A 12,964-nucleotide genomic window follows, 5' to 3' on the forward strand; every position below is an offset into this window, starting at 1 on the left:
CTTTCATGCGCTTTCCAGTTCCTTCGGGCGAATCGCGGCGGCTCTCTCGGTCCTGTTCGTCGCATGCGCGGCGATCTCCGCCGTCGCCGTCGTGGCCCTATTCGCCCTCCGTATTGGCACTGACGCCCTGGCTGGAGCTCAAGGGCGAGATCCAAGGCACCCTCGTCGTCCTGATCCCTGTCATGGGGGCGATCGTATTTGCGGCGGCTCACCTGGAGTCCATCGCCCTCATCGTCAAGACGCTGGGTCGCATCGGAGGACGGGGATACATCCTCCGCCCCGAGGTCAGCGTCCTTGTCATGTACGCCGGCCTGGCCGGCTTGTGGGCCGTCGGTTTCTGGAGCATATGGCTTGCCGTGTTCCGGCGATCAAGAGAGGTGCCTTCCCATGGTCTATGATCCAGCGGAGCGTGGCCCGTCCGACCGCGCCGCGTCGCGCAGGATCCTGGCAAGCTCTGCGTGGCCATTCTGTTCGGCGATGTCCGCCGCGGTTCGACCCTCGTGGTCCGCCAGGCCGGCGTCGGCCCCGGCTGCCAGGAGGATCTCGACGAGTTCCGTCTGCCCCCGCCCCGCGGCGAAGGAAAGGGCCGTGCTGCCGAGGACCGGATTGGAGGCGCCCGGATCGAGCATGCCGTCGAGGTCGGCGCCGGCTAGGATCGCCGCACGAAGCTCGTCGATCCGGCCTTGCTGGGCCGCCGTGAACAGGCGAATGGTCGCCTCGGAGAGAGACTCGTCGTCCGCATCCTCGGCATCGCAGAGCCGGCGCTGGTCGCAGGTCTCGCGGGCTCGGATGCGTAACTCCGGGCTCGTGATGGGGAAAAGGAGATCGACCAGCTCGCGGTGGTTCTTATAGAGGGCGCAATACAATGCACATTGGCCAGAAGCATCCGGATCGCCGTACGAGCCGTCCTCCTCGGCCACGGCGTTCGGGTCGGCTCCGGCGTCGAGCAGGAGACGAGCCGCCTCCAGGTGTCCTTCCCAGGCGGCGGTCATCAGCGGCGTATAGCCCATCTCATCCGCCGAATCCGCCGGCATCCCGGCCGCGAGCAGGGCGGCAAGGCATCGAGCATGTCCCAGTTCGGCCGCCGACTCCACGAGCGGTGGACCATACAAGCCGTTTATTACAAGCCCGCGATGGTCGTTGAGGACCTGCGCCAGGGCCGCAACGTCGCCGGCCCGTATGGCCGCGGCAGCAAGCGAACCGGCTTTGCTATAGTCAGACCGCTCATGCCGCTTGCCTTCGTCTTCGCTAGATCGGTCAGGCATGAGGTTATCCCTCCGGGGGATCTCGAACCGGTCGTCGGACTTTCTAGCGAGTCACTTCCACCTCCGCCAGGTAGACGGACGCCTTACCCTCATGCGACGCGTAGTAGCTGATCCAGAGCCGGCCGTCGTGCCAGACGAGGCCCGGGTAGGAGGTGTCTCCGCCGCTGGGGAGGGTGAGCTCGGGCGTGAGGCGATCGGGCGTCATGACGCCGACGACGGTCCTCGGGCCGTCGGGGTAATCGCGGCCCGCGTAGATCATGCGGCCGTCGGGAAAGATCAGGAAGTCCGGGCCGCCGACGTGGTGGCCGCCGTCGGACCAGGTCCACGCGGTGAAGGGAGGTCGACTCGTGCCGATGTGGGCATGGGCGGGCTTCGCGTCGTTGCGGACGAGGGCGACCATCGAGCCATCGGGGCGGAACCGGATCGTGGTCTCGTCGGGGCGGACCCCGGTGGGGAGCTTGGGGTCGGCCACCCGCTCGTAGGCCAGGCCGTCGGTCGTCTTCCAGAGGGTGATGTCGCTGGTCTTCGCGGCCTCGTCGACGCGGTAGGCGAAGCCGTAGCCAGCCTTTTCATTCCAGGTGACCCGCCAGAGCCACTGGCCTTCCAGGGACACGGGAGCGGGTGGGGACCATGTCCGGCCGTCTGCCGAGAACGAGGCGCGGGAGCGGGCGTGGTCGAAGGTCCGGTTCGGCTGGCCGTTCCGGCCCTTGTAGTAGGACCCTCCCATCAGGATCATCAGGCGGCCGTCGGGGATGACGTCGATCTTGGGGTCGCGGAGGTCCACGCCCTCCTCGGCGACGACCGCGGCCGTCGACCAGCCGCGGCCGTCGTCGCTCGTGAGCACGCGGATCACGCCGTCGGTCCCGGGGATGTGGCCGGTGCTCTCGCGAAAGACGCAGAACCAGCGGTCGCGATGGCGGACCAGGCCGGTGAAGGCGTTGTGGCCGCCGCCGCTCCAGATCTTCCGGATGTCGAGGAGCTTGAGGCCCCCTGCCCTGCCCTCCGCAGCCGCACTCCCGCGCGTGATCGCCACGGAACCCATGCCCAGAAGGGCGAGTGCCTGGCGACGGGTCAAGGTGGCGAACCGGTGGGTGGAATCGTGAATGTTCATGGGAGGGTCCAGGCGTGAGGATGGTTGCGTTGTGCGACCGGCCGTTGTTTCCCAGAGCATCCTCGACCGCGAGGCGGAATGCCAGCCCCCGTTCGCTCCACGGATCCGGTTCGTTGCCAACGGGCCGCGTCCCGGGGTGTAGTGGCCGAGACGAGGCTCGTATGATCGATTGAGGGGACCGAACTCGTAGGCTCGCGAGGAGTGATTCGACGATGATCATGCGCCTTGGAACGGGTCTCATCGCGACCCTGCTCGTGACGGCGGCGAGCACCTCAGCCGCGGCGGAAGTCGGCGACTTCTACAACATCATCGCCCCCAATGGCGCGGATCCGTGGGTCTACCGTCATTCCGATGGCTGGTACTACGCGACCGACTCGACCGGGGGCATGGTCGTGCTACGGCGGTCGCGGACGATCACCGGCCTGGGAGGGGCCGAATCCCGAGTCGCCTGGCGTCCCCAGCGTGGGACGCCCTACGGCCGAGAGATCTGGGCCCCGGAGATCCACTTCCTCCGCGGCCGGTGGTACATCTACGTCGCGGCCGATGACGGCGCGAATCCGCATCACCGGATGGTCGTCCTGGAGAACGCCTCGCCGGATCCCTTTCGCGGGGAATTCGCCTTCAAGGGGAAGCTCGCCGATCCGACGACCGACCGCTGGGCCATCGACGGTTCGGTGCTGAAGCTCGGCGAGGGGGATTCGGAGCGGCTCTATTTCGTGTGGTCCGGCTGGGCGGGAGACATCAACGTCGATCAGCGAATCTACATCGCGCCGATGAGCGACCCGTTGACGATCTCGGGCCCGCGCGTCGAGCTGTCCCGTCCCTCCTTCGCCTGGGAGGAGGCCGCGGGGCCACCCACGATCAACGAGGGACCCGTGGCGCTCCTCCACGGCGGCCGCGTATTCCTGGTCTACTCGGCGGCCGGGAGCTGGAGCGACCGCTATTGCCTTGGCCTGCTGGCGCTGAAGCCGGGCGGCGATCCGCTCGATCCGAGGGCGTGGACGAAGGCCCCGGAACCCGTCTTCGCCAGCACGCAGGAGGTCATCGCCCCCGGGCATTGCTCGTTCACGAAGTCGCCCGACGGCAAGGAGGACTGGCTCGTCTATCACGCGGCGAAGCGGCCGGGCTCGGGCTGGTCGCGGTCGATCCGCACGCAGCCGTTCGGGTGGACTACGGACGGTCTCCCCGATTTCGGCCGGCCCCTCTCTCCGGACCGTCCCATCCCCGTACCGTCCGGCGAGCCCGGTCGCCTGCGGCTCGAGGCGGAGGCTGCCGGCCTGGAAGGCGGGGCCCGCGGGGAAACCGACGCGAGTTGTTCGGGAGGCTCCTTCGTCACCGGCCTTCGCGGCCAGGATTCCCGCGTCACCTTCGAGGTGAACGTCCCAAACGCGGGGGACTATGTCGCGGCAGTCCGCTACCGAGGCGGCGGAAGGACGCAGGCGATCGAACGTTACGCCCTGCTCGTCGATGGCCGTCCCGCGGGGGCCGTGAGCTATCCGGACTCCGGCGGCCGACGATGTTCGAGCACCTTCGTGCGGCTTCGTCTCAAGGTCGGCGGCAACCGCGTTGCCCTCGTGGGCGGCCTGCGTGATGTCGAGGTGGACTGCCTGGACGTGATCCTCGATCCGACGCAAGGCGTGTCGATACCCGCCCGGGCTGTACCGGACGGCGCTCGCCCAAGCAATTTCAGGAACGCCGATCCTGTTGTCGGAAAGGAATTTGCTTCCGGGGCGGAGAAACCCTCTTGCAACACGACTATCCTTCCACTGGCAGGACGTGAATGATGGGGAATCACGGCCACGTTGGTGAGTGGATGGCAAGCCGCGCGTCATGATGATCCGGCGCGGGTGCACGGTGGGCAGGGCGGACGGTGAGAACGTCGACGCGGATCTGGAAGTGGCTGGCTCCCTATCGGGGGTGGGTGCTGCTGTCGAGCGTGCTGACGGCGGGGTCGGTGGGCTTGAATCTGCTGGCCCCCCTGACGGTCCAGAGGCTCGTGGACGGAGCCGTGGGCGGGTCGAGCACGATACGGCTCGCGGCGCTCGCGGCGACCTTGCTGTTCGTCTATGCCGGCCAGGCCGCGTTCGGGATCGCCAGCTCGCTCGTCGCCGGGCGGGTGGGTCAGGGGCTCGTCCGCGACCTGAGATACCAGGTCTATGAGCGGCTCCAGCGGCTCTCGCTCTCATTCTACGACCGGACGCCGACAGGCTCGATCATCTCGCGGATCATGGACGATGTCGGGGCGATCCAGACCTTCGTCACCGGCCAGACCTTCACCGTGCTGACGGACGTCAGCACGACGATCGCCGTGACGGTCCTGCTGGCGACGAGGAACGGTCGGATGGCCATCGTCGTCCTTTGCATCGCGCCCCTGTATGCCTTCAACTTCCGCCACTTCATGAGCCGAATCCGGACGAACAACCGGATCATCCGGGACAAGATGGACCTGCTCTTCGGGCATCTGAAGGAGAAGATCGACGGTCGCCTGGCGATCACCGCGCATGCGAGGGAGCGGGCCGAGTCCGCCGCCTTCCTCGGGCAGCTCGAGGACGTACACGGGCCGCGGGTCCTGGAAATGCGGCTCTACGCCGCGTTCTCGAACCTGGCGGGGGCCATCGGCGGCATCGGCACGGCGGCCGTCTTCGCCGCCGGGGCGATCGAGGTCATCCACGGCCGGATGACGCCCGGCGAGGTCGTCGCCACGGTGGCACTCGCGAACCTGCTCTTCGGGCCGATCGCCCGGCTCGCGGACGTGGCCTACGTCTTCGAGCAGGCCGCCGCATCCGTGGAGCGCCTGGGCGAGGTCCTGGACGTGGAGCCGGACGTCATCGAGGATCCGGATCCGGTCACCCTGGGCCGGGCTCAAGGGCTCGTCGAATACGATCGCGTGGGATTCGGCTACAAGCAGGGGACGCCCGTGGTCTGGGACATCCGCCTTCGCGTCGAGCCCGGCATGAAGGTGGCCCTGGTGGGCCCGACGGGTTGCGGCAAGAGCACCCTCGTGAACCTGCTCCTTCGCTTCTACGACCCGACCTGGGGCGAGATCCGGATCGACGGCGTCCCGCTCCGGCGGATATCGACCACGGAGCTCCGCCGGCAGATCGGCGTGGTCCTCCAGGAGCCGGTCGTGTTTCACGCCACGGTGGCCGACAACATCCGCTACGGCACGTCCGACGCGACCGACGCCGACGTCGAGGCCGCGGCGCGGGCGGCGCTCGCCCACGGGTTCATCACCGCGCTGCCGGACGGCTACCGGACGATCGTCGGCGAGGGGGGCCACAAGCTCAGCCAGGGGGAGCGTCAGCGGCTGGCGATCGCGCGGGCCTTCTGCAGGAATCCGTTCCTCGTCGTCCTCGACGAGGCGACCAGCTCCCTGGACACCCCCAGCGAGACGCTCATCCAGGCGGCGATGGCCAATCTCCTTCGCGGGCGGACGGCCTTCATCATCGCCCACCGACTGTCGACCATCGTGGACGCCGACCTGATCGTCGTGATGGACGGGGGCCTCGTCGTTCAGAGGGGGACGCACGAGCAGCTCCTCGCGGATGCCGACGGTCTCTACGCCCGGCTCTGCGAGCGACAGTTCGGGGCGGAGGCCCTGAAGACTGCGGGGCAAGTGGCCGATCCCGCCAGGCGTCGACCGCCTGGCGTGACCGCATCGGCGAACCCGGATCGACGACGGAGAGCGTGAACCGACATGGCCCAGCCCGGATCGAAGGATGCGGACGAGACGCGGGACGATGCCAGGGGCTCGGATGCGCTCGCCCATGCGCTGCGGAGGCTGGAAGGCGAGTTCCTCCGCCCCTACCGCGTGACGCTCTGGCTCTGCCTCCTCGGCCTGCTCGCCCAGTCCGCCCTGATGCTCCCGGGCCCGCTCATCCAGGGCTGGCTCCTCGACCGCCTGGTGGCGCTCGGCCGGATTGCGAAGTCCGGGGGTGGCGGTCTCGCCTTCACGCCGGCGGCGGCCGGCTCCGCCTATCGGGCGCTGGCGGCCGCGACGGCGGGGCTCGTCGCCTGCCAGGTGCTCCGATCGCTGCTTTCATGGGCCGTGGCGAGCACGACGGGTCGGGTCAGTCAGGAAGTCGTGGTGGCGCTGCGGTCGGCACTCCAGCGCAAGCTGATGCGGCTGCCGATGGCCTACTTCGACTCGCACCAGACCGGTCGGATCATGGCCCGCGTGACGAGCGACGTCGGCGGGATCCTCTCTTTCGTCAACAGCGGCCTGCTCCAGCTCCTCAACGACCTCCTGCTGGGGGTCGGGATCGCCTTCCTGTTGGTCTGGCTCGAGTGGCGGCTGGCGCTGATCGCGCTCGTGGCGGTGCCCCTCTACGCGCTCAATCAGGCCCTCTTCGCCGCGCGAATTCGCCGGACGTCGCAGGCGATCCGGGCGCAGGTTTCGGCCATCTACGCATTGCTCTCGGAGCGGGTCTCCGCGGTCCGGATCGTCCGGGCGTATGCCCAGGAGGACGCCGAGGTGGCGACGCTCGTCGGCCGGGTGGATCGCCACCGCGAGCTGAACATGCGGAACATCCGCTCGGGCGCGGCACTGAATGCGCTGGCGACGATGATCAGCGGACTCGGCACGGTGGCCGTGCTCGGCCTCGGCGTCCTGCTGGTGACGCGTGGGGCGCTCACCGTGGGCTCGCTGCTGGCCTTCTACGCGCTGATCGGCCAGCTCTACGGCCCCATCGTCCGGCTCACCCAGTTCCAGGCGACGGCACAGGCCACGTGCATCTCGGTCGAGCGGCTCTTCGAGATCCTCGACGAGCCGGAGCCGATCGCCGATTCGCCCTCGGCAATCGCCCTCGAGGATCGTCCCGAGGGGAGCCTGCGGTTCGACGGCGTCTCGTTCCGGTATGGGCCCGACTGGCCGCTCGTCCTGGAGGAGATCAGCGCGGCGATCGCGCCGGGGCAGACCGTCGGCATCGTGGGCGCCAGCGGCGCCGGCAAGAGCACCCTCCTGGCCGTGGCCGCCAGGCTCTACGACCTGGAGCCGGGCGAGGGCTCGATCGCGCTCGACGGCCGCGACATCCGCGACATCCGCCTGGACGACCTGAGGCGGAACGTGGTCCTGGTGCCGCAGCAGGCGATCGCCTTCCAGGGGACGATCCGCTCGAACCTCGCCTATGCCCGGCCGGATGCCACCGACGAGGAACTGTGGCGGGCCGCGGAGCTCGCCCAGCTCGCCGAGACGATTCGCGCCATGCCGGCCGGGATGGACTCTCCGGTGGACGAGCGCGGAGGGTCGCTCTCCGGCGGCCAGCGGCAGCGACTGGCGCTGGCGCGGGCCATCCTCGCGGATCCGGCCGTCCTGCTGCTCGACGACTGCACGAGCGCGCTCGACGCGGAAACCGAGGCGCGAATCCAGGACGCCCTCCAGGAGGCGCTCCCGGGACGGACGCGGCTGATCGTCAGCCACAAGATGTCGTCCGTCCGATCCGCCGACAAGATCCTGGTCCTCGACGCCGGCCGGATCGTCGAGTCCGGGACTCACGACGAGCTGATGAGAATGGCCGGACACTACGCGGCGCAGTTCGAAGCCCAGGGGGCAAGGGCCGAGGCGGAGCACGCGTGAGCGCGACCGGCCGGCCCGTCGAGGCGCTTGCTCGGAGCTGGCCGCCGCCTATAAACTCGCCACTCGTGCCCGGTCGTGGTCCGGACTCATCGAGCGGAGTGCCTTTACCATGAGACGCATCATCGGTCGTCTAGTTGTGCTCGGCCTGATCCTGGCCCTGCCTCGGTCGGACACGCGAGCCCAGTCCCCCGCGGCGGGGAAAACCCAGCCGAATCCGGATTCGCAATATCGCCTCGGGCCCGATTCCCTGCCGCAGGAGGGGGTGCCGAAGGGGGAGATTCGCGGGCCGTTCACCCTGCCGAGCGGGGCGTATCCCGGCACCCAGCACACCTACTGGGTGTATGTCCCGGCCCAGTATGACCCCACGAAGCCCGCGGCGCTCATGGTCTTCCAGGACGGCCAGGCGTTCAAGGATGAGAAGGGCGACATGCGGGCTCAGAACGTGATGGATAACCTGATCTACCGCCGCGAGATCCCGGTCATGATCGGCGTGTTCATCAACCCCGGCCGTCGGCCGGACCAGCCCGAGCCGACCCCGAAGGAATGGGGCGACCGGACCACGAACCGGCCGACCGAATACAACTCGCTCGACGACCGCTACGCCCGCGTGATCACGGAAGAGCTGCTCCCCGCCCTGAAGAAGGACTACGTCATCTCCGACGATCCGGAGATGCGCGGGATCGGCGGCTCGAGCTCGGGTGCCATCGCCGCGTTCACCGTCGCCTGGGAGCGGCCCGACCAGTTCCGCAAGGTGCTCAGCAACGTCGGCAGCTTCGTGAACATCCGCGGCGGCCACGCCTATCCCGACAGGATCCTGGCCGCCGACAAGAAGCCGATCCGCGTCTACCTGTGCGACGGTCGCAACGACAACCGCGGCCAGCGCCGGGGAAGGAAGTATGACCCGACCTGGGACTGGTTCCTGCAGAACGTCCGTATGATGAAGGCCCTCACGCAGAAGGGCTACGACGTGAATTACGCCTGGGGCATGAACAACCACGGCCAGAAGTTCGGCGGGGCGATCCTCCCCGACATGATGCGCTGGCTCTGGCGCGACGGGCCGGTCTCCACCGACCCGGAGGACGCAGCCGAGCGGAGCTTCCGGCCGGCCGTGAAGCGGAACTGACGGCTGGTGCGAATCCATTCGCCCCGGGCCGGGGTAGATTGACCGGGATCACGGGTTTCCAGCGACTTCAGGCGTTGTCCTGAGTCGATCGAAGGGCGTCTCGACGGGTTCGACGGTCCCATAGTCGTTGACGAGGAATCCGGTGTTGCCGACGAAGTAGTCGCGGTTCCCGTCCACATCCAGGTTGTAGATTTTCTGCCTGGCGTCGGGCATCACGGACTCAACGAGGCCGGATCTGCCGGCCATCCTGAGCCGGTCGCCGGGCTTGAGGTTGCGGGCCATGACCCAGCCCTCACCGACCTTCCAGAACCGATGGATGCCGGTCGCGACGACGGCCTCACCGGAGATGACGACTCGTAGCGTATCCGCCGGGCCATTCACGTGAGTTCCCGTCACCGGGAGATAGGCGAGCGTTCCATCCGTTACATTTTGCGAGAGGACAAGGTCGCCGACCCGAAGAGTCTCGATCGCCCGGAGGCCATCAGTCGTATGGACCGGTGTCCCGGCCGCGAAGCAGCCGTGGTGAAAGGTCGCCCCGACGATATTGTAATTGACCGCCGGCATGGATTCGACGTCCTCATAGGTTGGCTTATTGGGGGAAGAGGACGAGGAGACGTAGCCAAGTTCGTTGGCCCACCAGGACTTCCAACTCTCTGGATTCGGACCGTCGTCGCGGCCCGTGACGACGCGGAGAATCGGCAGGATGCGGCCGTTGACCGTCTGGATAGTCGTGTTCACCTGCTCGAGCTGGCGTGCGTCGTCTTCGATTCGCTGTTCGACGGCCAGGGTGCGCCGGATGGTTTCCTGCCTGGCGAATTGCTGTTCCATGGCGTTGGTGGAGGCCAGGAATTGATCCACAAGATCCAGATTCTTAAGAAATATTGATGGAAGACTGATAACCTGTGCTACCGCCTGCGGCAGGTCCGGATAGCGGTAGAGCTTCCGTAGATCGAAGGCCTCGCCGTCGACGAGCAACTGCCCGGCCAGCCCGGGGCTTCCGCCCGGGATCACCTTGTATTTCAAGGGGCGGCGGAGCAGCCCGACGAGCGTGCCGATCACGTCGCCGGGATCGCGATAGAGGAGTGCAGAGGAGGCCCGCACCCGTACCGACTCGAACGGACTGAGGATCGCCAGCATGACAAGGGCGTTGGATGCTTTCGGCCCCTCGATCCGTTCGAGCACCTGCACGGCCGCCTGCTGGAGCCGCTCGCCACCGCTCGTCAGAAGCGACAGGATCATCGGCACCGCCCGGGGCTCCGTGATCTCCATCAGGTCCTTTTCTGCCTTCTCCCTGCGGTTCGCGTCCTTGCTGATGAGTCCTTCGCGGAGCTTCTCCAGCCGTGGCCGCCAGGAGCGGTCGGCCTTCTTCTGGGCGTCGGCCTCGGCCTTCTCGGCGGCGGCGTCCTCGGGACGGACCCAGCGGTTGCCCTTCTTCTCGTAGCCAAGGTGACGCCATGCCGACTCCCTGGCCGGATCGAGCTGGACCGCGGCGCGATAGTGAGCCCGGGCCTGCTCCTGGAGGCCGTTCTTCGCGCACCAGTCGGCCAGCCGCGCCTGAGAATCCGCCTTGATCGGCGTGGCGGCCCGCTTCGTCAGGTAGTCTCGAAGCCGCTGGTCCCGCTCCGCATTCGCCGCGGTGGCGACGGCCTCCGGGCGCTGCCATCGGCCGCGGTACTCGACCAGCCCCATCAGGGACCGGGCCAGCACGTTGTCCGAGTCCAGGGCGACGGCGCGGGCGAGATTCGTGAGCCGGTCGGTATCATGCCCCTCGGCCTCGGCCGTGAGGGCACGCCGTACCAGGTCTTCCGACTCTGCCTGATGCGGCCGGGCCGCGGGAACGCTCGGCTTCGTTGCGGGAACGTCATCCCCAGACGAGAGACAGCAAACCGACAGGACCAAGGAAGCAAGCATGGTCATCCCCCTTGACGAAGGACCTCGCCGCAGCCACCCCACCGGCGGACTTCACCATGAGCCTGCAAGTCAGCTCGCGATCGGGGCCATAAGGCAGATTAACACCGCGGGAAGCGATTGGTATCGCGGGGAAAATGGAAATTGGGACGGTCCCGAATGCCACGTAGTTAGTGCACAAAGCCTTCGGCATGAACGACTTGTCGCTACTTGATGGCCGAGGGGGCCCGCGGGCATCCTGGCGGTTTCTCTAGGACGCACCGAGATGCCGCACGGAGCCCCCCCATGCCGAATCGCATCATCGCCATCCTCGGCCGCCTGCGCCAAGACGTCGCCGTCGCCATCTCGCCGCAGATGATCGAGGCCGCCTGCGCCAAGGTCGGGTATCGCTGGCGGACTCGCAAGCTCGGGCCGGTGGAGACCATCTCCCTGTTCCTCCTGCAGGTCCTCCTGGAGAACACCGCCTGCACGCACGTCGTGCGGATCGGCGGCCTGGAATTCACCGACACCGCCTACTGCAAGGCCCGACGGCGCATCCCCCTGGCGGTCTTCCTCGAGCTCGTCGAGCGGGTCGCCGCGGCGGTCCGCGGCGCCTCGGAGGGCTCCCGCTGGCGGGGCCACCGGGTGTGGGTCATCGACGGCTCGAGCGTCTCCATGCCCGACGAGCCGGCCCTGGCGGCGCACTTCGGCTACCCGAGCGGCCAGAGGCCCGGGTGCGGCTTCCCGGTGGCCAAGCTGCTGGCGTTATTCCACGTCGGCACGGGCATGCTCCTGCGGATGACCGTGACGGCGTTCGGGGCCCACGACATGTCCGGCGCCGCCGCGATCTCCGAGCACCTGGAGGCCGGCGACGTGGTCCTCGGGGACCGCGGCTTCTGCTCCTATGCTCATCTGGCGATATTGCTCCGCCGCGGGAATTACGGGGTCTTCCGCATGCACCAGAAGCAGATCGTCGACTACACGCCGGGCCGGCCGGCGGCGCGGAGGGAGGGCCCGTACCCCAGGCCGCAGGGCCTGCCGAGCTCGCGGTGGGTGCTGGCGCACGGCCCCCGGGACCAGGTCGTCGCCCGGGCCAAGCCGGACGACAGGCCGGGGTGGATGACGGCGGGGGAGTTCGCGTCGCTGCCGGGGGAGATGCTGGTGCGCGAGCTGACCTACCGGGTGGAGGCGCCGGGCTTCCGGGTGCGCGAGGTGACGCTGGCGACGACGCTCCTGGAGGCGGGGGCGTACCCGGCGGAGGAGCTGGCGGGGCTGTACTTCAAGAGGTGGCGGATCGAGGTGAATCTCAAGCACATGAAAATTACGATGAATATGGATGTACTCAAGTGCAAGACGGTGGATGGGGTACTGAAAGAGGCGGCGATGTACGCGATCGCGTACAACCTGGTGCGCTCGGCGATGCTGGAGTCGGCGCGGGTGCAGCGGGTCGAGACGGACCGGATCAGCCTGATCGACACGGTCCGCTGGCTGACCGCGCCGCAGGGCGAGGGCGACGCGTCGACACTGTTGGTCAACCCGCGCCGCCCCGGGCGGTACGAGCCCCGGGTGAGGAAGCGCCGCCCGAAGCAGTACCCGTTGATGACCAAACCCCGGAAGGAATACCGCAAGGAGCTTCTAGACAAAGGAGTTGCGGCTTAAGTTTGTGGCATTCGGGACGGTTCCAGAATCGGGAGCCTCGGCTTGACGCTATATTTCCGATCGGGGACGGGCCTGGATCGGCGCGGGTCTGGGTGGCTGTGGAGGAGCCGCAGGCGACCCCTGAAGATCGCCGCGGATCAGGGACGGACTGAGCCGGGGGCAGAGGCCCGCTGGCCGTGGGGTCGCTTCGTGTCACGCGCCACAGTTGTTTGCCGGCAATTCGGCCAGAGTTGTTTGCCGGCAAATCGGCCAGGGTCTTTCGCCGCGCAGCCGGCGGCGTCAGGCTACCAAGGACGTAGGCACGACCTTGGACGCCGCACCATGGAGGCACCCCGCTATGCCCG

General features: G+C 68.0%; 8 protein-coding genes. 5 read left to right on the forward strand and 3 right to left on the reverse strand.

Features of this window, described 5'->3' with window-relative positions; translation table 11 throughout:
• Positions 1-392 precede the first annotated feature (392 nt).
• Positions 393-1,265, reverse strand: coding sequence for an ankyrin repeat domain-containing protein (locus tag G6O54_RS32025; RefSeq protein ID WP_165233253.1), 873 nt, complete (start codon positions 1,263-1,265; stop codon positions 393-395).
• Between the two features lie 43 nt (positions 1,266-1,308).
• Positions 1,309-2,376 carry a sialidase family protein gene (locus G6O54_RS32030; protein WP_165233256.1) on the reverse strand — a complete coding sequence of 356 codons (1,068 nt, stop codon included), beginning with the start codon at positions 2,374-2,376 and terminating at the stop codon, positions 1,309-1,311.
• A 212-nt stretch (positions 2,377-2,588) separates the two neighbouring features.
• Here G6O54_RS32030 and G6O54_RS32035 point away from each other — a divergent pair, with 212 nt between their 5' ends.
• The 4 genes from G6O54_RS32035 to G6O54_RS32050 all read left to right on the forward strand — a co-directional run bounded on the left by G6O54_RS32035 (position 2,589) and on the right by G6O54_RS32050 (position 9,074).
• Positions 2,589-4,160: a family 43 glycosylhydrolase gene (locus tag G6O54_RS32035; protein ID WP_165233259.1), complete on the forward strand. Its 1,572-nt coding sequence runs from the start codon at positions 2,589-2,591 to the stop codon at positions 4,158-4,160.
• An 86-nt stretch (positions 4,161-4,246) separates the two neighbouring features.
• Positions 4,247-6,067 carry an ABC transporter ATP-binding protein gene (locus G6O54_RS32040; RefSeq protein ID WP_165233262.1) on the forward strand — a complete coding sequence of 607 codons (1,821 nt, stop codon included), beginning with the start codon at positions 4,247-4,249 and terminating at the stop codon, positions 6,065-6,067.
• A 6-nt stretch (positions 6,068-6,073) separates the two neighbouring features.
• On the forward strand, positions 6,074-7,951 hold the full coding sequence (locus tag G6O54_RS32045; RefSeq protein ID WP_165233265.1) for an ABC transporter ATP-binding protein: 1,878 nt from the start codon (positions 6,074-6,076) through the stop codon (positions 7,949-7,951).
• A 109-nt stretch (positions 7,952-8,060) separates the two neighbouring features.
• The gene (locus G6O54_RS32050) at positions 8,061-9,074 is read left to right on the forward strand and encodes an alpha/beta hydrolase (protein WP_165233268.1); all 1,014 of its coding nucleotides are present in this window, start codon (positions 8,061-8,063) and stop codon (positions 9,072-9,074) included.
• 48 nt (positions 9,075-9,122) lie between these two features.
• Here G6O54_RS32050 and G6O54_RS32055 read toward each other — a convergent pair whose 3' ends face one another.
• A complete protein-coding gene (locus tag G6O54_RS32055; RefSeq protein WP_165233271.1) occupies positions 9,123-10,985 on the reverse strand; it encodes a polymorphic toxin-type HINT domain-containing protein in 1,863 nt (620 codons plus the stop codon).
• 282 nt (positions 10,986-11,267) lie between these two features.
• Between G6O54_RS32055 and G6O54_RS32060 the strand changes: the two genes are divergently transcribed.
• Positions 11,268-12,620, forward strand: a complete 1,353-nt coding sequence (locus G6O54_RS32060) for an IS4 family transposase (RefSeq protein ID WP_165233274.1) — start codon at positions 11,268-11,270, stop codon at positions 12,618-12,620.
• Positions 12,621-12,964 lie beyond the last annotated feature (344 nt).

This window comes from Aquisphaera insulae, from assembly GCF_011064615.1.
Lineage (GTDB): Bacteria > Planctomycetota > Planctomycetia > Isosphaerales > Isosphaeraceae > Aquisphaera > Aquisphaera insulae.

Bases quoted from the DNA above. Each gene is read 5' to 3' on its own strand.
- G6O54_RS32025 (WP_165233253.1), bottom strand. From the start codon at position 1,265: ATGCCTGACCGATCTAGCGAAGACGAAGGCAAGCGGCATGAGCGGTCT.
- G6O54_RS32030 (WP_165233256.1), bottom strand. From the start codon at position 2,376: ATGAACATTCACGATTCCACCCACCGGTTCGCCACCTTGACCCGTCGC.
- G6O54_RS32035 (WP_165233259.1), top strand. From the start codon at position 2,589: ATGATCATGCGCCTTGGAACGGGTCTCATCGCGACCCTGCTCGTGACG.
- G6O54_RS32045 (WP_165233265.1), top strand. From the start codon at position 6,074: ATGGCCCAGCCCGGATCGAAGGATGCGGACGAGACGCGGGACGATGCC.
- G6O54_RS32050 (WP_165233268.1), top strand. From the start codon at position 8,061: ATGAGACGCATCATCGGTCGTCTAGTTGTGCTCGGCCTGATCCTGGCC.
- G6O54_RS32055 (WP_165233271.1), bottom strand. From the start codon at position 10,985: ATGCTTGCTTCCTTGGTCCTGTCGGTTTGCTGTCTCTCGTCTGGGGAT.
- G6O54_RS32060 (WP_165233274.1), top strand. From the start codon at position 11,268: ATGCCGAATCGCATCATCGCCATCCTCGGCCGCCTGCGCCAAGACGTC.